We start from the raw sequence: 22,351 nt of genomic DNA, 5'->3' as shown, positions 1-22,351 counted from the left end.
TGCGCACGCCCCTTTATTGTCCTACAAATCCTCGGATAAAAATTTCAGGGGAGGCCGTGCCCGCCGTGCCATCAGACGCAACGCCCGCTTATCTCGCGATCGACTGGGGCACCACCAACCGCCGAATCTATGTGATGGCCGATGACGGCACGATGCTGGACACGGTGCGCGACGATCGGGGCGTCCTGGCGATGGCGGCGGGCGATTATGCCGCCGAGATCGCGGCGATCCGCGCGCGGATGGGCGATCTGCCGATCGTGGCGGCGGGCATGGTCGGCTCGACGCGGGGCTGGCGCGAGGCGGCCTATGTCCCCGCTCCTGCCGATCTGGCTTTGCTGGCCGCCGCCGCCACCCGGATCGACGAACATCGGGTCACCATCGTCCCCGGTGTCTCGTTGCTGACCGACGCCCGCGCCGATGTCATGCGCGGCGAGGAGGTACAGGTGCTGGGCGCGATCGCCGCCGGGCTCGCCCCCGCCGGCGCCCTGTTCGCGCAGCCGGGCACCCACAACAAATGGGTCCGCACCACCGGCACCCGGATCACCGACTTTTCGACCACGATGACGGGCGAGCTGTTCGCGCTGGTCAAGGGGCATGGCATCCTGGCGGGGATGCTCGACGGACCGGTCGCGGATGGCACGGCCTTTCGCGACGGCCTTGCGCGCGGCGATGGCGCCTGCGACCTGACAGCGGCGTTGTTCGGGGTGCGTGCCTCGGTGCTGCTCGGCCGGATCGCGCCGCACGACGCCGCCGCCTATGCCAGCGGACTGCTGATCGGCAGCGATATCGGTGCGGTGCCTGACATGGGCGGGCAGACCGTCCATCTGCTGTCCGGCGGATTGCTGGCCGACCTTTACACCATCGGGATCGAACAGCGCGGAGGCCGCGTCGTCGCGCTCGACAGCCATGCCGGTTTCCTTGCCGGTCTTCACGCCATTCGGGAGCATTTGTCATGACCGACCCCGCCCAGAGTTTCGCCAAGGCCTTCGCCGCCTGCCCGCTCGTCGCCATCCTGCGCGGCCTGACTCCGGCCGAGGCGATCCCCGTTGCCGATGCGCTGGTCGAGGCGGGCTTTACCCTGATCGAGGTGCCGCTCAACTCGCCCGATCCCTATGACAGCATCGCGGCGATCACCGCCCATGTCGGCGACAAGGCGATCGTCGGCGCGGGCACCGTCCTGACCACGAGCCAGGTCGACCAGGTAAAGGCGGCGGGCGGCACGCTGATCGTCTCGCCCAACACGGATACGCAAGTCATTGCGCACAGCGTGGCGCGAGGGCTGATCTCGCTGCCCGGCTATTTCACCCCATCCGAAGCCTTCGCGGCGCTCAAGGCGGGCGCGCATGGCCTGAAGCTGTTCCCCGCCGAGGGCGCCTCCCCCACCTTCCTCAAGGCGCAGCGCGCCGTCCTGCCGCGCGATGTCGCGGTGCTGGCGGTGGGCGGCATCACGCCCGACAACATGGCCGAATGGCGCGCGCACGGCGCGGACGGGTTCGGCCTGGGCTCCAATCTCTATCGCGCGGGCAAGCCGGCGGCGGATGTCGCCGTGTCGGCGCGCGCTTATGTCGAAAAGGCACGCTGACAAAGATGACCGACACGATCCGTCTCGCGCTGGTCGGCATGGGCAAGATCGCCCATGACCAGCATGTCCCCGCCATCGCGGGGAACCCAGCCTTCACGCTGGTCGCGACCGTCAGCCGCTCGCCCAACGGGGTCGAGGGCGTGCCGCACTTCCACGACATCGACGAACTGGCCAAGAGCGACATCACCGTCGATGCGGTGGCGCTGTGCACCCCGCCCCAGGTCCGCCACGCCATCGCCGCCGCCGCACTGGCGAACAACTGGCACGTGTTCCTCGAAAAGCCGCCGGGCGCGACGCTGGCCGAGGTGGCGGTGCTGGAGGAACTGACGGCCAAGGCGAACGTGACCCTGTTCGCCAGCTGGCACTCGCGCTACGCGCTGGGCGTCGAGCCGGCGCGCGAATGGCTGTCCGCCCGCAAGGTCACCTCCGCTGCGATCACCTGGCGCGAGGATGTGCGCCAATGGCATCCGGGCCAGGCCTGGATCTGGGAAGCGGGCGGCTTCGGCGTGTTCGATCCGGGCATCAACGCGCTGTCGATCGCGACGCACATCATGCCGCAGCCCTTCTTCATCGAGCGCGCGACGCTGGACTTCCCCGCCAATCGCGACGCGCCGATCGCCGCCGATGTGGCGTTCCGCACGACGGACGGCACGCCGGTGACGCTCGACCTCGACTGGCGGCAGGAAGGGCATCAAAGCTGGGACATCGTCGTCGAGACGACCGACGGCACGCTGAAGCTGGCCGAGGGCGGCGCGGTGCTGACTCTGCCCGACGGCTCGACACCGCATCATGAGGAAGGGCTGCACGGCGAATATCCCGGCCTCTACGCGCGCTTCGCCGAACTGGTGAAGGGCGGCCGCTCGGACGTCGACATCGCACCCCTGCGCCACGTCGCCGACGCCTTCATGCGCGGCAAGCGGCGTGAGGTGGAAGACTTCGTGGAGTAAGGTCCCCGCCCCATGCGGGCGGCGGGCGATACGATAAAAGAAAGGCCGGTGCCCCCGATGGGACGCCGGCCTTTTCAGTGGGAGGTTGGGCGAGGTGCCGAAGCACCCCGCCGGGGAAGTCATCAGAAGTTGATCGTCGTCCCGATCGCGATGTTGCGACCCAGCGAGTCGTAGCGCTGCGGGATCGTGTTGTTGCGCGTCAGGCTGATATTGTACGAGTCCGGCACGATCGGCGCGGCCTTGTCGAACAGGTTGTTCGCGATCAGGCGCAGCGAGAACTGCTTGGCGATCGCGAAGTTGAGCGCCAGGTCGAAATAATTGGCCGGCGCCACGCGATAATAATCGGTCAGCGCACGCTCGGGCGTGCCGCCAATGGCCGGATCACCCGAATTATTGGCATTGGTCAGCGACCCGACATAGCGCCAGTTGAACGAGGCGCTGAACTTCTTGTCGACCGTGGTGTAGGTGGTGCGCAGATTGTGGCTCCACTTCGGGATCAGCTGGCCGCAACCATTGCCGTAATAGCCGGCGCAGTTGCGATCGGGCTGCAGCGGCGAGTCCTGCCCACCGGCAGCGGTGGTCAGCGAGCCGTTGAAGCCGAAGTCCAGGCGGCCAACGGACTCGATGTTGACGCCATACTGACCCTGGAAGTCCCAGCCCTGCGCAACCGACGTATAATAGTTGGTCGTGCCCTGGCGGATATAGCCACCGTTGAACAGCGTCCCGTCGCCCGGATTGCGGACGATGCCCTGGCAGAAGAACTGGTCGCCGCCCGAACGCAGACAGCCATCGGTATAATAGCTGTAGCCATTATAGCCGAGCGAGTTGTTGATCTTGATCCGGTAGCGATCGACCGAGAAGACCAGCCCGCGAACGAAGCGCGGCTTCAGGACCAGGCCATAGGTCTGGGTATAGGCGGTTTCGGGGTCGGCGGTGAAGCCGCCCGAACGCACCGCGCAACCCGCCGAACCATTGGGCGTCGCGCCGTTGCTGCACAACAGGCTCTGGCTGCCATACAGCGCGTCCGAAAGACCCGTCGCACGGCACACCTCGCGCGAGGCGAGCGGCGCGGCATAGGTCACGCCATCGGGGCCGGGGATCGGGGTCGGCGCGCAGAAATCGTTATACGAACCCGCGCCACCGGCGGCGAACTCGATATTGCTCGCCTGGCGGATCTCGACCACGGTCGGCGCGCGCTGCGCCTTGTTGAACGAGGCGCGGAAGGTCAGGTCGCTGACCGGCGCGTAGACGCCCTCGATCTTCCACGTGTTGAACGACTTGGGATTGCTGCTGTACTTGGACACGCGGTAGCCGCCGTTCAGCTGCACCAGTTCGGCGAACGGCTTGTGCTCGACCAGCGGGGCCTGGACCTCGATATTCGCCTCGACCACGTCCTGAGAGAGATCGACGTCGCTGCCGCCCAGCGCATTGCGATAGGCGCCGTCCGCGCGCGACTTCAGCGTGTCCTTGCGATATTCGGTCCCCAGCGCGATCGCCAGACCCTGTTCGGCGAAGGGCGAGGTGACGCCGTATTTGCCCAGGTCGCCGGTGACATTGGCCTGAACGTCATACAGCGTGCCGGTGGTCGCCGACGTGCCGGTGCCGAACAGATAGTTGATCAGCGCAGGGTTGGTGTTGCCGGCGCTGAAAATGTCGAACGGCACACAGCCGGCCGCGCCGCTGACGCAGGTCGGATTGGCCGCCGTGCCGCCGACATTGACGGCGTTCTGAAGCGTCCCCGGAACACGGAAGCTGGGCGTGAAATCCTGATGGTTGCGGGCATAGACGCCGCCCACGTCATAGGTCCAGGCATCACCCACCTTGCCGCGCACGCCGCCGGTTAGGCGGACACCGGTGTTGATATAGGTGTCGGGCCGGTCGTTGTTCTCGCCCAGGCGATAGGCCAGCGTGACGGGCACGCTGCCGACCCCGGCGGCGCAGCCGATCGTGGTCGCCTGCGAGGCCGACAGATAGGGGTTGTTGCAATTGACGTCGACGGTGCCGCTGGCGATTGTCGGATAGTTGTTGAACGACTTGTCGCGGAACCAGATGCCCGATGCATAGAGCTCGGCTTCCGGCGCCAGGTCCAGCGTGGCGAAGCCGCCCGCATTCACCCGCTCCGACGGCCGCTGATAGGCATAGCCGCTGAAATAGTTGGAGGCGTTGCCGAGGCCGGGGCCGAACGGCACGAAATTGCGCGAGCCATCGGGGTTGTTGACCAGCTGCGCGCCCTTGTTGGGGCCGGCCTGCGGCGTGATGAGGCCGCTGGTCGAACTGCTGGGCGTCAGGCCGCACGACAGCGGACCGTTGGGCGTCAGCTGGGTCAGGTAGCAGCCCGCGTTCGACCGCGAGGTCAGCGCGATTTCGTCGGTCTTGCGATAGTTGACGAAACCGCTGAGGTGCAGCTTGTCGTCGAACAGTCCGGTGCCGGCGGTCAGCGTCAGGTCCGCACGCCCGCCGTCATTGGTCAGCCCGCGCGGGCTGCCGAAGCCCGCCGCACGCGCCAGCGGCGACACGATCGTATCGCGGTTGTTGTGGTTGAAGAAGTTGTAGTTGGCGTCCAGCTGAACGCCCTTGAAGTCCTTGCGCAGGACGAAGTTGACGACGCCCGCCACCGCGTCCGAACCATAGACCGACGATGCGCCGCCCGTCAGCACGTCGACACGCTGGAGCAGCGAGGTCGGGATGATGCCCACATCCTGCCCGTTCTGGGTGCCCAGACGCTTGCCGTCGATCAGCACCAGCGTCCGCTCGAAGCCCAGGCTGCGCAGCTTGATCCGCTGGCGACCATCGGAGTCGTTATAGGTCTGCTGGCTGTCGGGGGCGACCTGTGGCAGGCGGTTGAGCACGTCCTCGACATTGACCGCAGCCTGGGCCTGGATGTCCTGGCGCGTGACCGAGGTGATCGGTGCGGCGGAGGCCAGGTTGGGGCGCGCGATGCGGGTGCCGGTCACGATAACCTCGCCGCTGCCCGTGGCCTGCGGCGTCCCGCTGATCGCGGCCGAGCGGGTCGCGGCGGCATCGGCGCTGACCGAACCGGGGTCCTGGGTCTGGGTCTGCGGAATATCGCCCTGGGTGCCGGTCGGGCCCATCTGCTGTGCGATCGCCGGCGTGGCGAACATCATCGTGGCGGCGGACAGCGCCAGCCAGGACGTCGAATATTGCATCTTCATCAGGTATCCCCTTCTCCCCGACTGGGAGCTGTCGGGCTTGGGGAAAAAGACAAATCAGTTACGTTATTGGGTCAATACCTAAACAATACCTCTTTGCGTCCACATGCCGCTTTCGGGCGCGGGCGTGGCAGGAATGTCACTATTTAAATGGATTTCAATGTCATGGCCGTCATGCCTTGGGGTAAATAAGGCCGGATTGGCCATACGGATCGGCACGCGGGAAAACATGTTCCGTAGCATTGGTTCGCAATAGGTCTGTGCGTGGCTTGCGCGATTTCGGTCTTGGCCGCACTATCGCCGTATCGACAATACGAGTTGGAGGAACGGGGGCATGACGGACGCGAACGCGAATGGGCGGCGAGCGTTTTTGGGTGGCGCGGCGGCGGCGGCAGGCTGGATCGCAGCACCGCGCCGGGCCTTCGCGCAAGCGATCGCGCCGCGTGCGACGATCGTGTCGACCTGGGACTTCGGCGCCCCCGCCAATGACGCCGCCTTCGCCGCAGGTCGCGCCGGCGGTTCGCTGATCGATATGGTCGAGGCGGGGGTGAAGGTCCCGGAGGCCGATCCCGACAATCATTCGGTAGGCTATAGCGGCTATCCCGACCGCGACGGCCACGTCACGCTGGACGCGGTGATCATGGACGATGCCGGCGGCGTCGGCGCGGTCGGCGCGCTGGAAGACACCGTCCACGCCATCTCGGTCGCACGCGCGGTGATGGAGCATACGCCGCACACCTTCCTGGTCGGCGAAGGCGCGACCCGCTTCGCCCGCGACCGGGGCTTTCCGCGCGTCGACCTGCTGACGCCGGAGGCCGAAAAGGCGTGGCGCGAGTGGATGAAGGCGCAGAATTACCGGCCGGTCGCCAATAGCGAGACCGGCACCTATGGCGCGGGTCGGCCGGGGACGCCGGGCGGCGCGCTGGACCATGATACGATCGGGATGCTGGCGCGCGATGCGAAGGGTCGGATGGCGGGCGCCTGCACCACCTCGGGCATGGCGTTCAAGATGCGCGGCCGGATCGGTGACTCCCCGCAGGTCGGCTCTGGCCTGTATGTCGAGCGCGGCGTCGGCGGCGCGACCTCGACCGGTCTTGGCGAGGAGGTGACACGCATCTGCGGCACCGCGCGCGTCGTCGCCTCGATGCGCGGCGGCATGAGCCCGCAGGCGGCGTGCGAGGAAGCGGCCAGGCATATCGCCACCCTGCGCGGCGATGCGATCAAGGGGGTGCAGGTCGGCTTCCTGGCGATGGACCCGGCCGGACGGGTCGGCGCCTTCTGCCTGTTGCCCGGCTTCACCTATGCGGTGACCGATGCCGCCGGGCGGACGCGAGTGGAAAAGGCACCATCGCTGTTCAAGGCGTAAAGGCGGCGAAGGGCGACGTCCGTCCCGAGCGGGGGCTCTCAACCTAGGCCCCCTCTCCTCCATCGGCGATCAGCGCGTTCAGGTCGCGCAGCGCCTTGACCAGCCCGAGGCCGCCCGGCCCCGCGATATAGCGCGGGGCCCATTCCGGCTGGAACTTCTCCTTGTACGCACGCAGGCCGCGAAAGCCGTAGAAACGCTCGCCATGACGAAAGACGAGCGAGGCGACCTTCGCCCAGGTCGGGGCCATGCGCCGCCCGCCCACGCCCGACAGCGGCGCCAGCCCCAGCGCGAACCGGGCATAGCCCTCCGCCTTGCCCCACAGCATCAACTCGACGAACATATAGTCCATCACGCCGCCGGGCGCGTCCTCGACATGGCGCATCAGATCGACCGACAATTCGCGCTTCTCGCCCGCCTTCCACAGATTGGCGAAGGCGACGATCCGCCCCTCGACGCGCACCACCGCACAGTCGGTGAGCGTGAGATAGGCGGGATCGAACCGCCCCAGACTGAACCCCTTCTCACCATGCCCCTTGGCGGCGAGCCAATCGTCCGACACGCGCTTCAGCTCGGGCAGGATGGCGGGCACCTGCGCGGCGGGGACGATCGCGAAGCTGGCATTTTCGCGCGTGCGGAACCGATTGAGCGTCTGGCGAAGGGTGCGCATCCGCCCGCCCTCCAGCGCGAAGTCGCCCAGGTCGATCAGCGCCTCCTCGCCATATTTGATGATCTGAAGCCCCATCTCAATGGCGATTTCGAGGCAATCGGGGGTGATCTGATAGAGCATCAGGCGGCCTTGCGCGGCATCGGCGAGCGAGCGCAGCTGCCATAGCAGATCGGCCCAGGCGGGGCGCGGGCCGACGGGATCGCCCATCGCGATCCAGCTGGCGCCGCGAACCTGATACATCACGAACGCGTCGCCTTCGGGCGAGAACAGGAAACGCTTGTCGCCGAGCAGCGCCAGCGAGGCGTCGGTGCGCTCGGCCTGTTCGGCGACGCGCAGCACCCGTTCGATCGGCGGATGGTCCGCCTCTCCCGGCGGCGCAGCGAGGAACAGCCGCCACAGCCCCGCCCCCGCCAGCATCACCGCTACGCCCAGCCCGGCGCGCAGGAAGCGCGAGGGGTCGTCGGACAGCGCGAACCGCCACCACAATGACTCGCGATAATCGACATGCTTATAGGCGAAGAACCCGATCCACCCGGTGCCGACGATGACCACCGCCACGCTGAACAGCCAAGCGGGCGACAGCGGCCGCGCGACGAGCGAAGTACGCCGGTAAAAGGCCCGGCGGCTCGCCTGCAGGAGGAGCGCGATCGACAGGCAGACCGCCGCCTCCTCGTAATCGATCCCCTTGGCCAGCGAGAAGACCGCGCCCGCGACCAGCAGCGCACGCGCCGCCAGGCTGGCACCGTCGAGCCGCCGGTACAGCCCCGGCGACAGCAGCAGCAGCCCGGTGCCGACCAGGCTGGCGGCGAAATGCGATGCCTCGATGAACGGCAGCGGCACGATATGGACCAGCTGATGCACGCGCTGCGGAATGGCGGGCAGCGACCCCGACAGAAGCAGGATGGCGCCGCCGCCGAAACAGGCCGCCGCCAGGATCGGCGGGGCGATGCCCAGCAGCATGCGGCGAATGTCGCGCAGCGCCCTGATCGGCCGCCGCCGCGCCTCGTCCCACGCCAGCAAGCCGATGCCGAGCGCCAGCGGCAGCAGATAATAGAGGACGCGGTAGGCGATCAGCGCGGCGAACAGTTCGGTGCGGTTGGCGGGCACGGTGGCCAGCACCACCGCCTCGAACACGCCGATGCCGCCGGGCACATGGCTGACCAGCGCGACGATGATCGCCAGCGCATAGGCGAGGATGAAGGCGGGCAGCAGCGCGGGTGAGGCACCGGGCAGCAGGACGAACAGCGCGGCACTGGCGCAGGCGAGGTCCAGCGTGGCGATGCCGATCTGCGCCAGCGCCTGTCCCGGCGTGGGCAGCGGCACGCTCCAGCCCCGCCAGCCGATCCGCTGGCCGGGCCGCAACGCGCACAGCAGGACCAGCAGCAGCGCACCGGCGACCACCGCCGCCCCCAGCCAGTGCACCACGTCCTGTTCCAGCACCAGTGCGTCGAGCGTGACCGGCCCGTCATGCAGGACCAGTCCGATGCCGGTGACGGTGAAGACCCCGAACCAGAAGGTCGCGCTGGCGATGGCGATGACCCGCGCGATGTCGGGACCGTCGAGCCCGGCGGCGGCATAGACACGGTAACGCGCCGACCCGCCGGTCAACAGCGCCAGCCCGAGATTGTGGCTGAGCGTATAGCTGGTGAAGGACGCCATCGCCGCGGTCCGCCAGCGCAGCGGCCGGCCGATGACGCGCAGCGCGATGACATCGTAAAAGGTCAGGGCGATATAGCTGGCGATGGTCAACAGCACCGACAGCGCGATCTGTTGCGGGTCGATGGCATAGAAGGCCGCGCGGACATCGACCAGCCGGACCTGGCGCGTCAGATGATGGAGCGCCGACAGCCCCAGCGCGACGAGCAGGACGACCGCCCCCATCGCCAGATAGCCACGCCGGGCCCGCGCAAAGGCGGCGATCCGCGCCGTCCGCCCCGCCGCCTTGCTCGGCTCCGCAACCATGATGCGCTCCGTCACGCCGATCTCGCCGCCACCGATGCCGCGACCCTGTTCACACCCGTCATGGATACGCCCCTCTCCCCCTTCGCCATCCCCGCGAAGCCCATGCGGCGGGAATAGGACCGCCCCTGCCGCCCAGGCATTTCGGCCACGTGACAAGTTCGTCATCCGCCATGGACGCGGCATCATGACAGAAGCGTCACGTGCCGCCCACGCTTCGCTCAGGTGCGGTCGGATAGAAGGATGGGCGTGAAAGGATGGATGATGCCCGCCGTGACCGACAAGCGACTGTCGCACCGAGCCGTCGCGCCGCGCCGCCCGTGAAGGGGTTGCGGATCGTCGGCTGGAGCGCGGCCAGCGCGGCGCTGCTGGGCGGCGCGGCCATCGCGATGCTGGTCGGGCATATGCCGCTTCATGCGGTCGGCCGGCAGAAGCCGACGCTGTACGGCGCCACCTTCGCACCCGTCGGCGGCGACCGGCCCGGTCTGGTCGTGACCAGCCTGCGCAGCGCGGCGGACGATGGCACCGGCCCGGTCGCGCGGCCGCCGCTCAGGGTCGGCGACACCGTCCTGGCGATCGACGACCACCCGGCCACTTCCTTTGCCCTGTTGCGCGACGAAGCCGCCCGCCATGCCCAATCCCCCGTCCGCCTCAGCGTCGCGCGTGACCATGGTCTGGTCACGATCACGCTGCTAAGGACCGGTCCGGGAGGACTTCGTGGCCAACAGGATCTTATTGATTGAGGATGATCGCTCGACGGCGGATTACATCGCCAACGGGCTGCGCGAGGAAGGCTTCCTCGTCGATCACGCCGCCAACGGCCGGGACGGCCTGTTCCATGCGACCGATGGCAGTTACGACTGCATCATCCTCGACCGGATGTTGCCGGGCATGGACGGCATGGCGGCGCTGGCCGCGATTCGCGCCGCCGGGATCACCTCGCCGGTCCTGATCCTGTCCGCCTTGTCTTCGCCCGAAGACCGGGTGGCGGGGCTGACATCGGGGTCGGACGATTATCTGACCAAGCCCTTCGTCTTCGCCGAGCTGCTCGCCCGCGTCCGCCTGCTGATCCGGCGGGGCGGCGTGACGGCCAATGCGCCGCAGACCAAGCTGGTGTGCGACGATCTGGAGATGGATCTGCTCGCCCACCGCGTGCGCCGCGCGGGCAAGCCGATCGATCTGCAACCGCGCGAATACCGGCTGCTCGAATATCTGCTCCAGCATGTCGATCAGGTCGTGACCCGTACCATGCTCCTCGAAGGGGTGTGGGATTTCCATTTCGATCCCAACACCAACGTCACCGACGTGCATATCAGCCGGCTGCGCAAGCAGATCGACGAGGGTTTCGCCCGCCCGCTCCTCCATACGGTGCGCGGTTCGGGCTATAAGCTGGGCGTCGAGAAATAGTCCCCGGCGTCCTCCGTTCGACGACGCTGCGCTTCGCGCTGCTGGTCTTCGCGCTGCAATTGATCGGTGCGGGCGCGATGGTGGCGACCGTTCGTCACCTGACGCGCGGCGAGATCGCGGCGCAGGCGGAGGACGCCGCCATTGACCTGCGCGACGAACTCGCCGGGGTCTGGCTGTCCGGGGGACGCGAGGCGGTGCGCCAGGCGGTCGTCCGGCGACTGACCACCGACCGGGTGCCGCTTTCGGTCATCCTGCTGACTGATCCGCAAGGCCGCTTCGTCACCGGCAACATCGCCGAATGGCCGCCCAACGTGCCGCTGCCCGGCGCCGCGACGATCGAGATCTTCCGCATCGGCCATTCGCAACCCGAACGCATGCGCGTCGTCTCGCTCCATCTGCCCGATGGATCGCGCATCCTGGCGGGCCATGTCGTCGAGAGCGAGCTGCGCGTGGCGCTGGCGATGGAGGAGGCGATGGCGGTCGGCATGGCGGCGGCGATCATCCTCGCCGCACTCGCCGCCTGGATCGCCGCGCGGATGATCGAGCGGCGGCTGGAGGATACGGTGGCGACCGCGCATGCGGTGGCGGCGGGCGACCTGTCGCGCCGGGTGATGCCCAGCGGCGGCGACGACGCCTTCGACGCGCTGGCCCATGCGGTCAATGCGATGCTGGAACGGATCGCGCTGCTGATGACCGAACTCAAGATCGCGACCGACGGGCTGGCGCACGACCTTCGCTCCCCGCTGACGCGGCTGCGCGCCACGCTGGAGCGCGCGCTGTCCGAATGCCGGGAAGAAGGCGCAAGGATCGGGGTGGCACGGGCGCTGGACGAAGGCGATCGCCTGCTGGCGATGCTCGACACCGCGCTCAGGATCAGCCGTGCCGAGGCCGGGCTTGGCCGCGACGCCTTTGTCGAGACCGATCTGGCCGACATGGCGCGCGACGTGGCCGACATGTTCGAGCCGCTGGCCGAGGACCGTGGCATGACGATCCGGGCGGAGGCCCCCGACACGCTCGTCGCATGCGTCCACCGCGAATTACTGGGCCAGGCGATCGCCAATCTGGTCGACAATGCGCTGAAATACGGGTCGGGCGCGGTGACGATCCGGGTCGAAGAAGGCCCCGTACTCATCGTCGCCGATGACGGCCCCGGCATCCCGCCCGACCGCCGCGAGGAGGCGTTGAAACGCTTCGGACGGCTGGACGCGGCGCGGACGGAGAGCGGTGCCGGCCTCGGCCTGTCACTCGCCAGCGCCGTGGCGCATCTGCATGGCGGCACGTTGTCGCTGGAGGATCATTCGCCGGGGCTGGTGGTGCGATTGGATCTGGGAGCGTCGAGCTGAAGGGGCATCACCGCGACCGGTGACACCCCTCCGTCAGGGCTTCGCCCTGCCACCTCCCCTTACAGGGGAGGAGATATATCCCTCCCCCGTTCCGCCTGAGCGAAGTCGAAGGCCGTGCCCCGGATCACGCCGCGACGTTGCCCGTCCGCTCCAGCTTGCCCCAGCCGACGATCCACCCGCCGATCGCCGAGGCGATGGCGCGGATCACCACCCAGTACATGATCTGGCGATAGACCAGCCGCTGTGCGACCAGCAGGTGCGCGGGATAGCGGACGCGGTTGCCGTCCAGTCGGTAGGCCAGCCACCCGCACAGCACATCGACCGAGGTGAAGATCAGCCAGTAGCCCGCCATCTGCCACACATCGGTGCTGGTCTGCGCCCAGCCATGCTGGCTGACGCGCACCGCCGTGCCGATCACAGACAGGATCAGCGACAGGTCGATCAGCGGCGAGATCGCGGCGAACAGGATCTGGAACAGCCATGCCTGGGGCAGGCCGATCCGCGCCAGGCCGGCGGGCTTGCCAGTGCGGATCACCGCGCGGTGCTTCCACAGGCATTGCAGCGTCCCGAACGCCCAGCGATAGCGCTGCTTGGCGAGCGCCTTGAAGCTCTCGGGCGCTTCGGTCCAGGCGACCGCGCGCGGATCGTAGGTGACGCGCCAGCCGGCCCGCTGGATGGCGATGGTCAGATCCTGATCCTCTGCCAGCGTATCCTCGGGATAGCCGCCCACCGCATCCAGCGCGGCGCGCCGCCATGCGCCGACCGCGCCGGGCACCACCGTCATCGCATCGAACCCGGCGAGCGCGCGGCGTTCGAGATTCTGCGCGGTGATATATTCGACCGCCTGCCAGCGGGTGACCAGATTGACCCGGTTGCCCACCCGCGCATCGCCCGCCACCGCGCCGAGCTTCGGATCGGCGAACCAGCGCGCCAGCTTGGCGATCGTCTCCGGCTCGAACTGGGTATCGGCGTCGAGCGCGATCAACACCTCACCGGTCGCGTCCTTCAGCGCGCGGTTCAGCGCCGCCGCCTTGCCGCCATTGACCAGGGTCAGCAGCTGGACGCGCGGATCGCCCGCGAAGGTGTCGCGCACCACCGCGCTCGTCGCGTCCTTCGACCCGTCATCGACGACGATGACCTGCAATCCCGGATAGTCGCTGGCGAGCACGCGGGCCACCGACTGGGCGATCACCCGCTCCTCGTTGAAGGCGGGGATGATGACCGAGACGCTGGGGGTGTATTCGGGCGGCACGGGCTTGGACTTGCGGCCCTGGAACCAGGCCAGCGCCGCCATCACGACCGCGCGCGCGATACCCAGCGCGATCGCCAGATAGAAGATCCAGGCCAATGTCTTGGACAGGAAGGCCAGCACCACGAAGATCGCCACATCGGTCCGCACCGCCAGCAGGTCGCGTCCCTTGACCACCGGCATCGCCTGATCGCGGCTGACCCCGACCAGTTGCGATGCGGGCACGAAGCGATAGCCCTCGGCGCGCAGCGTCTCGATGATGCGCGGCAATGCGTCGACCGTCTGCTGCCGATCGCCGCCGCCGTCATGGAGCAGGACGACATTGGCCGAATTGTCGGGCGTCGCGCCGTGAACCTGGTCGATCACCTGCTGGACGATCTGGTCGGTGCCCGGCCGCTGCCAGTCATTGGGATCGACGTGCAGGCCGACGACCGTATAGCCCAGATTCTGCGCCAGCAGCGCCGGGCCGATTTCGTCGGCCGTGGTCGGCTCGGCATCGCCGAAATAGGGCGCGCGGAACAGCGTCGTCGACCGGCCGGTATAGGCCTGGATCAACCGCTGCGTCGCGTTCAGCTCCAGCTTGGTCGTGCGCGGGCCGGTGGTCGCGAGATTGGGATGGGTGTAGCTGTGATTGCCCAGCTCGCTGCCATCCGCGACGATCCGGCGCAGCAATTGGGGATGCTCCAGCGCGTTCTCGCCGATGACGAAGAAGGTGGCGGGCACATGCTCACGCTCCAGCACGTCCAGGATCTTGGGCGTCCACACCGCGTCGGGCCCGTCGTCGAAGGTCAGGGCCAAGGTCTTGGGCACGTCGCCCGCGCGCTGCACGACATAGGGCGTGGGATAGGCCTGATAGACCTCGTTACGAATCACCGCGTCCTTGTCGTATTGCAGCGCGCGGCGGCCATCGGTCGGCTGCGCGGTGATGCGCAGGATCTCGCCCGGCCCCTCGACATCGACGTTCAGCGGCTGGGCGATGGCGTTCAGCCGCGGGATGACGCCGGGCCGATCGCTGCGAAAGGCGGCGAAGTCGTTCCACAGCCCGGGGTCCTCGGTGCCCAGCCGCCAGAAGGCGACGTCGTCGACCCCCAGATGCTTGAGCGCCTGCAACTGGTTCCAGCTGGTTGCCGCGTCCAGCATCCACACCGCATGATGCTCGCCATTCTCGTCATAGGCGAAGCCGGCATTGCCGCTGGCCGGGTCGAAGCTGATCTTCGCCTGGCTGTCATGCGCGATCAGCCACGCCTCTTCGATCGACAGCGCGTCGGCGCCCTGCCCGTGCCAATCATAGGCATAGCTGCCCAGCGCGACGATCAGACGGTCGCGCCCGACCCGACGGATCGCATCCTCGACCGCGTTCAGGAACCAGGGCTGCGACGCGATCGGCCCCGCGCTGCCGGTTTCCCAATGCTCGTCATAGGCCATCAGCATGACCCGGTCGACGACCTTGGCGAGCCGACCCAGCTGCCAGCTTTCGTCGTCGGCGGGAACGGTCACGGCCAGCACGGTGCCCTTGGGCAGATGCGCCTTGATCCGCTGGAGCAGCCGAGGATAGCCGGCCATCGCGCTGGCGGGCAGGTTCTCGAAATCGATGACCAGCCCCGATTGCCGGTTGGCGGTGACGGATTCGCCGAGCTGCGCGGCCAGCCGTTCCGACGCGGCCGGGCTGGCGATGATCCGCGCGATCGCGTCGCCGTCCCAGTGATCCTCGGCCAGATTCTGCACCATCGGCAACAGCCGGGGTGGCTTGGCGACACCGGACAACAGGCTTGCGAGCTTGGCATCGTTGCTGACTTGCAGATCGCCCTTGGGGCCCGTCACGTTCATCAGGGCCGGCACCAGCCAGTCGATCTGACGCATATGCGCATGCAGCGAGGCAAGACCGGCATCGTCACCCGGTTGATAGAAGGCGACCGTCAACGGGGTATGCGCCGCCGCCACCGCCTTGCGCGGCAACCAGTCGCCCCGCCGCCCCTTGAGCTGCGCGGTGGGCTCCAGCGTCATCGCCTGACGCCGCGCGAAGGGCAGCGGCAACAGCCCCGAGCGCGGCACCGCCACCAGCGTCGTGGCGAAGGCGATCGCCGCGATCACTACCGCCAGGATCATGACCGCGACGGACCGCCGCGCCCAGGCGCCCCGCCGTCCGGTCGGGTCGAAGAAAATCGGGTTGGTCACAATATCGGTCCCCGGGTGATGCTATCGATGCGCGGCCGGCTGAATGTCCGGCCCCTGACTCCACCATCCCCCGATGACAGACGCCGCGCGTAGATCGCGTGTGCGCCGCATTACAGATTTTTCATGAGCAGTTCGTAAACCGAACGTCAGAAGCATGGCAAAGAACAGTCTCACCCGTCAGGATCGGCCATGACAGCTCTGTTTTTCCAACTTCATCGGCAACGCCGCCGCATCCTCGCCGGCTTGATCGGGATCCTGATCCTCGTTCCCGCCATCCTGCTGTATTCCGGTAACTATTTTGCGCGCGAGCCGATCACGCGCTTTCCGGCGCAGGGAAAGCCCGCGCCGATCCTGGTCCTGTCCTTTTCGGGCGACATGGGGCTGCGCTACGGCACGGGCGGCGTGATCGCGCGGGCGCTCAGCGCCTCGGGCATCGCGGTCACCGGCATCAATTCGCCCGTCCTGTTCCGTACGCGGCGCAGCCGGGCCGAGATCGACGCCATCGTCGCCGACTATGTCCGCCGCGCCGCCCGCGAGGCGGGACGCCGCAGGCTGGTGCTGCTCGGCCAGTCCTATGGCGCGGACGTTCTCCAGACCGGGCTCGCCCATCTGCCCGCCGATTTGCGGGCACGGGTGTCCGCGATCGTCCTCGTCGTGCCGGGCAAGACGGTCTTCTTCCGCTCCGACCCCAGCGGGCTGGCCTATATGGGCAAACCCGACAGCCTCGGCATCACCACCGCGCGCACCATCGACTGGGCCCCCCTCACCTGCATCTACGGCGTCGAGGAGAAGGACAGCCTGTGCCCGCTGCTCAAGGGCGGTACCGCGCACGTCATCGGCCTGCCCGGTAGGCATTACCTGAACCATGACGACGCCGCGCTCGTCGCGCGCGTCGAAGCGGCGGTACGCGGCGGTCGCGCGTCACGCACCGCCCCCGCCCCGCCGACGGCGTGACGGGGGCGTGAGGGGGGCGTCTCAGGTCAGGCGGTGACCGGCGCGATCGGCGCGCGACCGCCCGCTTCGGTCCGCCAGATCGCCGCGCAGCCCTCGCGATAGGGTTTGGCCAGCACCGTCGACACCGTCATGAACCGCGCGGTCGCGGTGTCGCGGGTCAGCGTCAGGTGCAGATAGCCCTTGGCGTCCTGATCGCAGAAGCGGACGACCCGGGGATTGGCCGCCGCGATCTCTCGCCCGATGCCGGGCATCAGGTCGCCCCAGGATGGGCTGGTGATCGCGGTGCTGCCGAATTCGGCGGCGACCAGATGGCCCTTGGCATCGTACAGGTCGTTGGCCCAGGCGGCATGGCTGTCGCCCGACACCACCACCGGGTGGCTGCCCGCACGCGTGAAGGCGGCGTAGAGCCGTTCGCGCTCGGCCGGATAGCCGTCCCAGCTGTCGAAGTTGAGCGGCAGGCCGGCGCGGAACGATGCCAGCGCGCGGTCGAGCTGCGCCCGTGTGCCCTCCTCCATGCGCTTGGTCATCGCGGCAAAGCGGGCAGGCCCCATCTGCTTTTCGAGATCGGGGCCATCGATCCGCGCCATCACCACCTGATTGCCGATCACCTGCCATGGCCGCCCCGCGCGCACCGAGGCGCCCAGCGTCCGCTCCACCCAGGCGAGTTGCCCCGGGCCCAGCAGCGTCCGGTCGGGCCGCGCGCGTTCCGCCATCATCGCGGCATATTCGGACGGCTCGGGCCCCTCGCCCTTGGCCTGGACCTGCCGGGAACGCGCGAGCAGACGCGATTCCAGCATGACGATCGTCGCCAGGTCGCCAAAGTCGAAACTGCGATAGATCGCCTCCCACGGCTCGCCGGGGCGGGGATCGCGGATCGGCATCCATTCGAAATAGGCCTGCATCGCGGCCGCCTTGCGCTTGCCCCAATCGCCCTCGACGGCGGGTTGGTGGTTTTCGGCGCCCCCGATCCAGTCGTCATTGGCGACCTCGTGATCGTCCCACACGCAGATGAAGGCGGCACGGGCATGGGCCGCCTGCATGTCGGGATCGCGCTTCACCTGCGCGTGACGCTGTCGGTAATCGGCGAGCGAGACGATCTCGTGCGCGGGTTCGGGCAGGCGGCCGAGCTTGTGCCCGATCTGCGTGCCATAGCCGTCCGCGCCATATTCATAGATATAGTCGCCCAGGTGCAACACCGCGTCGAGCCGCTCGCTCCTGGCGATCGCGTCATAGGCGTTGAAAAGCCCGCCGGGATAAAGCTGGCACGAGACGACCGCCAGCACCACATCGTCGATTGACCCGCGCGGCAGGGTGCGGAACCGCCCCTCGGCCGAGCGCCCGCCCGCCGCGGTTTCGAACCAGTAGCGATAGTCACGGCCCGGCCGCAGGCCGGTCACCTCGACCTTGGCGGTGAAGTCGCGCGCGGCGCGTGCCGTGACCCGCCCGGTGCGCAGCCCCACCGCATCGCCGCCGCCGATGGGCGCGACGTGCCAGGTCAACGCGATATCCCCCGCCGCCCCATCCTCGGTGGGTGTCGCGCGGGTCCACAGGATCGCGCCGTCGCTTGCGGGATCGCCGCTGGCGACGCCGTGGTCGAAGCGGACCTCCGCCGGCGTGGCCGCCTCCGCCAGGCCGGCGGGTATGGCGAGCGCGGTTCCGCTTCCCATCAGCGTCAGGGCGCGGCGGCGGTTCATCATGGTCATCGTATCGGGTCCTTTCGTGCCCGATCGGCTATCCCCGCCCCGCGACACCGCGATGGCGCGGCCATGACGGTTTCGCGACACTTTGGGGCTGTCGTCACGAAAGCGAAACATCCAAGACACCAACCGGTAATGGCTTGCACCTAATCGGCTCGCACATTCGGATATATTCGGGGGAACATCCATGATCGCCAATCTGCGCCGCTTGACGGCGGCCACCCTGCTGGCTGGCCTGTCGCATACCGCCATCGTCCAGTCCGCGCAGGCGCAGGCGATGATCCAGCCGCAGGCCGAGGGTAGTTATGCCGACGATAGCGCCGACGTCATCGTCACCGCGCAGAAGCGCGAACAGCGGATCGAGGACGTGCCGCTGACCGTCTCGGCCGTCACCGGCGCGCGCATGGCCAATCTGGGCGTCAATTCGCTCGCCGAGGTCGCGCAATACATCCCCGGCCTCCAGATCCAGGAACAGAGCGCCAACAATCCCGGCTTCGTGATCCGGGGCATCACCTCGGACTCCGGTTCGGCGCAACAGGGCGCGCGCGTCACGCTCTATTACAACGGCATCGACATCAGCCGGACGCGCGGTGCCTATCAGGACCTGTACGATATCGAACGGATCGAGGTGGCCAAGGGGCCGCAGGCGACGCTGTTCGGCACCGCCGCCGCGGTCGGCGCGATCAGCATCATCTCGGCCCGTCCCCAGCCCGGCACCGATGCCGGCATCCTCGCCACCTATGGCAATTTCAACCGAACCCAGGTGTCGGGCTATTTGAACGCCGGCAACGAGACGCTCGCCGGCCGCCTGGCGTTCGCGTATAAATATCGCGACGGCTATGTCCGCAACATCGCGGGCGATGCGAATGTCCCCAACCAGAATCAGGGACGGATCGACCAGGACGACCTGAACGGCCAGGACCAGCGCGGCGTGCGCGGATCGCTGCGCTGGCGGCCCAACGGCTCGGTCACCGCCGACCTGATCCTGACCTATGACGGACAGCGCAATCCGGGCACCGCGTTCAAGAGCCGCGCCTTCGCCCCCACCGGCGGGCAGACCGGCGATTTCGGCTATGCCGAGCTGTCCGGCTCGCCCTTTTCCGCCGAGATATTGGGCGCACGCAAGCTGGGGCTGCACCGCGACGTCTATGACGCCAACCTGACGGTCGCGGTCGATATCGCGCCGGGCATCACCTTCACCACCGTCAACGGCTATCGCCGGTTCGATTCGCGCGAGGTGTTCGACGCCGATGGCGGCCCCGCCTGGTATCTGGAGTTTGGCGAGGATGCCAAGGGCGACCAGTGGAGCCATGAGAGCCGCTTCGCCTTCGATGGCACGAAGTACCGCGCCTCGTTCGGCTGGAACGCCTTTTTCGAAAATGGCCAGCAGCGCGTGCCCTTCTCCACCGAGGAGGGCACCTACCTCGCCTGCTCGGTCACGCCCGACTTCGCCGCCGTCCGCCAGTTGCTCAACGCGGCGGGCATCCCGACCGGCACCGCCTGCGTCGCCGCCAACGGCACCATCCCCGCGACACGCGCCACCGCCATCCTCTCGCGCGGCGCGCTGGCCAGCCTGCCCTACAGCGCCAGCTTCGCCAATTACGGCAATAACGACACCTATTCGGTCTTCGGCGACGCCACCTGGATTCCGACGCCTGCACTGGAGCTGACCGCCGGCGCGCGCGTCCTGATCGAGGACCGCCAGTCGGGCTATAGCTCGGTCATGCCCGACAGCCGGTTGCTGGCGGGCGCGGGCATCTTCACCAGCCTGCTGGGGGCCGCCAACACCAAGGGGCAGAAGTTCGAGGCGCAGCGCAGCTATGCCGCGTTCCTGCCGCGCTTCAACGCGCTCTACCGGGTCAGCGACGCGGTCAACCTCTATGCGACGGTCAGCAAGGGCCGCCGCTCGCCCGTCGTCCAGCTGGAGGGCCGCCGGATCGTGCCGCTCAGCGTCGCCAATTCGGGCGCCATCCCCCGGTTGCAGATCGTGCCGGAAGAGAATGTCTGGAATTACGAGGGCGGCATCAAGGGACGGGTCGGCCCGTTCACCGGCGCGGCCTCGGTCTTCTATCAGCGGTACAAGGGCTTCCAGGTCTCGGTAATCGAAAATGGCGCGACCGTCACGCGCAGCGCCGGCTCGGCCAATAATCTAGGCGTCGAGCTGGAGGGCAATCTGGCGGTCCATCGCTGGCTCAGCCTGTTCGCGACCTTCGCCTATATCGATGGCGGCATCGGCGACGATCCCGCCAATGGCGTGTTCGCGGGCAACCGCTTCCGCCTGCAGCCCGACACCACCGCCTCGGGCGGCGCGACGCTGCGCGTGCCGGTGGGATCGGCGGCGACCTTCTATGCGACGCCCAGCGTCACCTATCGCTCGAAAGTGTTTTTCGAGTTGCCCAACCGCGACGCGATCTCGCAAGGCGGCTATACGCTCGTGAACCTGCGTGCCGGCATGGAGTTCGGTAACCAGGGCCGGTTCCATATCGGCGGCTTCGCACGCAACCTGACCAATGCGCGCTATCTGATCGATGCGGGCAATACCGGCGGCAGCTTCGGCGCGCCGACCTATATCGCGGGCGAGCCGCGCTTCTATGGCGTGGAGCTGGGCGCGCGTTTCTGATCCCGTCATCGTCGCCGTCTCAGTGACTTAACCGCTTCCTAACCCTGCCCTTGTAAAGCCGATCCATTGGTCACGGGGGCAGGAACCGGATATCGTGTGGCGGTGGTGGATGTTGGTGGCGGCGCTGGCGGTCGCGACATCGTGTACGCCCGTGCACCGGGCCCCGCCGCATGTGACACTGGACATCCCGCCGCCCACCCCGCGCACGCTGCTGCGCCAACTCGCGCTCGACGTGCCCGGCGACGTAGTGCCCGATCACCCGGTCGCCGATACGCGGATCGAGATGGCCGCCGCGCCGGCCTTCAGCGGCATCGCCCGGTCCGCTGGCGACGCGGCGCGCGCCGCCGAATGTCTGACCGCCGCCATCTATTACGAAGCCCGGTCCGAACCCGTCGACGGCCAGCGCGCGGTGGCGCAGGTGGTGCTGAACCGCGTCCGCGACCGGGCCTTTCCCAAGAGCATCTGCGGCGTCGTCTATCAGGGATCGGAACGCTCTACCGGTTGCCAGTTCAGCTTCACCTGCGACGGATCGATGCTGCACCCGCGCGACCCCGCCGCCTGGGCCCGCGCCGCCGCCGTGGCGCAGGGCGCGCTGGCGGGACTGGTCTATGCGCCGGTCGGGGCCGCGACCTTCTACCACGCCAATTACGTGCTGCCCTGGTGGGCCTCCAGCCTCAACCGGATCGGATCGGTCGGCAGCCACATCTTCTACCGCTGGCGCGGGGCGCTAGAGCGTGGCCTGTCGTTCCGGCAGGATTATGCGGGCGTCGAGCCGGCCATACCGGTCCGCGTGGCGGCGGCGAATACCGACATGACCCTGCCGGATACGCTGCACGGCGTGACGATCCATCGCGGCGAAGAGGCACGCGCCGCCGGACCGGTCGCGATAGCCGGGGTGCGCATCCACCGCAACGGTGTGACCCACGATGCGGGCAATGCCGGGCAGGACGTTATCGTCGGCGAGGAAAGCGATCCGAGCTGACTGGTTTTTTTTGGGGGGGGTGGTCCCTCGGCCTAGGCTATCGCCTGTGGCCTTGCCCTCCCCCATCCCCTCCCGCCTGCGGGAGGGGCGTGCCTGCGGCGCGGGCCATCGCCAATTACAGATTGCCTGGTCAGGCGCTCAGGTCGCGAGGCATTACGGTGTGAACTGCCACGGCCGGCAAGGAAGGCGACACCCGCCAACCGCCTCCTCCCCTCCCGCAGGCGGGAGGGGCC

14 protein-coding genes are annotated in these 22,351 nt (G+C 68.1%); 10 read left to right on the top strand and 4 right to left on the bottom strand.

The genetic code is table 11. The annotated features are described in order from the left end of the window. The first annotated feature begins 65 nt into the window (after window positions 1-65). The 3 genes from ACQKJZ_RS07705 to ACQKJZ_RS07695 are packed head-to-tail and all read left to right on the top strand — an operon-like array spanning window position 66 to window position 2,529. Window positions 66-956 carry a 2-dehydro-3-deoxygalactonokinase gene (locus ACQKJZ_RS07705; RefSeq protein ID WP_427730612.1) on the top strand — a complete coding sequence of 297 codons (891 nt, stop codon included), beginning with the start codon at window positions 66-68 and terminating at the stop codon, window positions 954-956. Continuing rightward, window positions 953-1,582 (top strand): 2-dehydro-3-deoxy-6-phosphogalactonate aldolase, encoded by a 630-nt coding sequence (locus ACQKJZ_RS07700; protein ID WP_427730611.1) that lies wholly within the window; start codon window positions 953-955, stop codon window positions 1,580-1,582. Before ACQKJZ_RS07705 ends, ACQKJZ_RS07700 begins: the two co-directional genes overlap by 4 nt. Window positions 1,583-1,587: 5 nt before the next feature. Then, complete coding sequence (locus ACQKJZ_RS07695) at window positions 1,588-2,529, top strand: Gfo/Idh/MocA family protein (protein ID WP_427730610.1); 942 nt, start codon at window positions 1,588-1,590, stop codon at window positions 2,527-2,529. A 122-nt stretch (window positions 2,530-2,651) separates the two neighbouring features. Here ACQKJZ_RS07695 and ACQKJZ_RS07690 read toward each other — a convergent pair whose 3' ends face one another. Continuing rightward, complete coding sequence (locus ACQKJZ_RS07690) at window positions 2,652-5,702, bottom strand: TonB-dependent receptor domain-containing protein (RefSeq protein WP_427730609.1); 3,051 nt, start codon at window positions 5,700-5,702, stop codon at window positions 2,652-2,654. 331 nt (window positions 5,703-6,033) lie between these two features. Here ACQKJZ_RS07690 and ACQKJZ_RS07685 point away from each other — a divergent pair, with 331 nt between their 5' ends. Next, entirely contained in the window at window positions 6,034-7,065 is a 1,032-nt protein-coding gene (locus ACQKJZ_RS07685) for a N(4)-(beta-N-acetylglucosaminyl)-L-asparaginase (protein WP_427730608.1), read from the top strand. Between the two features lie 43 nt (window positions 7,066-7,108). On the opposite strand, the gene mprF is transcribed toward ACQKJZ_RS07685, so the two are convergent. Beyond that, window positions 7,109-9,694, bottom strand: coding sequence for a bifunctional lysylphosphatidylglycerol flippase/synthetase MprF (gene mprF, locus ACQKJZ_RS07680; RefSeq protein WP_427730618.1), 2,586 nt, complete (start codon window positions 9,692-9,694; stop codon window positions 7,109-7,111). Window positions 9,695-9,948: 254 nt separating this feature from the next. Here mprF and ACQKJZ_RS07675 point away from each other — a divergent pair, with 254 nt between their 5' ends. The 3 genes from ACQKJZ_RS07675 to ACQKJZ_RS07665 all read left to right on the top strand — a co-directional run bounded on the left by ACQKJZ_RS07675 (window position 9,949) and on the right by ACQKJZ_RS07665 (window position 12,441). Next, window positions 9,949-10,434 carry a hypothetical protein gene (locus ACQKJZ_RS07675; protein WP_427730607.1) on the top strand — a complete coding sequence of 162 codons (486 nt, stop codon included), beginning with the start codon at window positions 9,949-9,951 and terminating at the stop codon, window positions 10,432-10,434. After that, a complete protein-coding gene (locus ACQKJZ_RS07670; RefSeq protein WP_427730606.1) occupies window positions 10,409-11,098 on the top strand; it encodes a winged helix-turn-helix domain-containing protein in 690 nt (229 codons plus the stop codon). Before ACQKJZ_RS07675 ends, ACQKJZ_RS07670 begins: the two co-directional genes overlap by 26 nt. A gap of 77 nt (window positions 11,099-11,175) precedes the next feature. Then, window positions 11,176-12,441, top strand: a complete 1,266-nt coding sequence (locus tag ACQKJZ_RS07665) for a sensor histidine kinase (protein ID WP_427730605.1) — start codon at window positions 11,176-11,178, stop codon at window positions 12,439-12,441. Window positions 12,442-12,565: 124 nt separating this feature from the next. On the opposite strand, the gene ACQKJZ_RS07660 is transcribed toward ACQKJZ_RS07665, so the two are convergent. Next, window positions 12,566-15,865: a glycosyltransferase gene (locus ACQKJZ_RS07660; RefSeq protein ID WP_427730604.1), complete on the bottom strand. Its 3,300-nt coding sequence runs from the start codon at window positions 15,863-15,865 to the stop codon at window positions 12,566-12,568. A gap of 189 nt (window positions 15,866-16,054) precedes the next feature. Here ACQKJZ_RS07660 and ACQKJZ_RS07655 point away from each other — a divergent pair, with 189 nt between their 5' ends. Beyond that, complete coding sequence (locus ACQKJZ_RS07655) at window positions 16,055-16,819, top strand: AcvB/VirJ family lysyl-phosphatidylglycerol hydrolase (RefSeq protein ID WP_427730603.1); 765 nt, start codon at window positions 16,055-16,057, stop codon at window positions 16,817-16,819. Between the two features lie 26 nt (window positions 16,820-16,845). On the opposite strand, the gene ACQKJZ_RS07650 is transcribed toward ACQKJZ_RS07655, so the two are convergent. Beyond that, on the bottom strand, window positions 16,846-18,522 hold the full coding sequence (locus tag ACQKJZ_RS07650; protein ID WP_427730602.1) for an alkaline phosphatase D family protein: 1,677 nt from the start codon (window positions 18,520-18,522) through the stop codon (window positions 16,846-16,848). 181 nt (window positions 18,523-18,703) lie between these two features. Between ACQKJZ_RS07650 and ACQKJZ_RS07645 the strand changes: the two genes are divergently transcribed. Both ACQKJZ_RS07645 and ACQKJZ_RS07640 read left to right on the top strand, forming a co-directional pair. Continuing rightward, on the top strand, window positions 18,704-21,136 hold the full coding sequence (locus ACQKJZ_RS07645) for a TonB-dependent receptor (RefSeq protein ID WP_427730601.1): 2,433 nt from the start codon (window positions 18,704-18,706) through the stop codon (window positions 21,134-21,136). Window positions 21,137-21,230: 94 nt separating this feature from the next. Next, window positions 21,231-22,118, top strand: a complete 888-nt coding sequence (locus tag ACQKJZ_RS07640) for a cell wall hydrolase (RefSeq protein ID WP_427730600.1) — start codon at window positions 21,231-21,233, stop codon at window positions 22,116-22,118. Window positions 22,119-22,351 lie beyond the last annotated feature (233 nt).

It is taken from the genome of Sphingomonas sp. NPDC019816, from assembly GCF_050274375.1.
GTDB lineage: Bacteria > Pseudomonadota > Alphaproteobacteria > Sphingomonadales > Sphingomonadaceae > Sphingomonas.
The sequence above is the reverse complement of the archived record's forward strand: the minus strand, read 5'-3'. Positions and strand labels throughout refer to the sequence as shown.

Coding starts and splice junctions, on each gene's coding strand:
- ACQKJZ_RS07700 (WP_427730611.1), top strand. CDS start 953: ATGACCGACCCCGCCCAGAGTTTCGCCAAGGCCTTCGCCGCCTGCCCG.
- ACQKJZ_RS07695 (WP_427730610.1), top strand. CDS start 1,588: ATGACCGACACGATCCGTCTCGCGCTGGTCGGCATGGGCAAGATCGCC.
- ACQKJZ_RS07690 (WP_427730609.1), bottom strand. CDS start 5,702: ATGAAGATGCAATATTCGACGTCCTGGCTGGCGCTGTCCGCCGCCACG.
- ACQKJZ_RS07685 (WP_427730608.1), top strand. CDS start 6,034: ATGACGGACGCGAACGCGAATGGGCGGCGAGCGTTTTTGGGTGGCGCG.
- mprF (WP_427730618.1), bottom strand. CDS start 9,694: ATGGTTGCGGAGCCGAGCAAGGCGGCGGGGCGGACGGCGCGGATCGCC.
- ACQKJZ_RS07675 (WP_427730607.1), top strand. CDS start 9,949: ATGGATGATGCCCGCCGTGACCGACAAGCGACTGTCGCACCGAGCCGT.
- ACQKJZ_RS07665 (WP_427730605.1), top strand. CDS start 11,176: ATGGTGGCGACCGTTCGTCACCTGACGCGCGGCGAGATCGCGGCGCAG.
- ACQKJZ_RS07655 (WP_427730603.1), top strand. CDS start 16,055: ATGACAGCTCTGTTTTTCCAACTTCATCGGCAACGCCGCCGCATCCTC.
- ACQKJZ_RS07650 (WP_427730602.1), bottom strand. CDS start 18,522: ATGACCATGATGAACCGCCGCCGCGCCCTGACGCTGATGGGAAGCGGA.
- ACQKJZ_RS07645 (WP_427730601.1), top strand. CDS start 18,704: ATGATCGCCAATCTGCGCCGCTTGACGGCGGCCACCCTGCTGGCTGGC.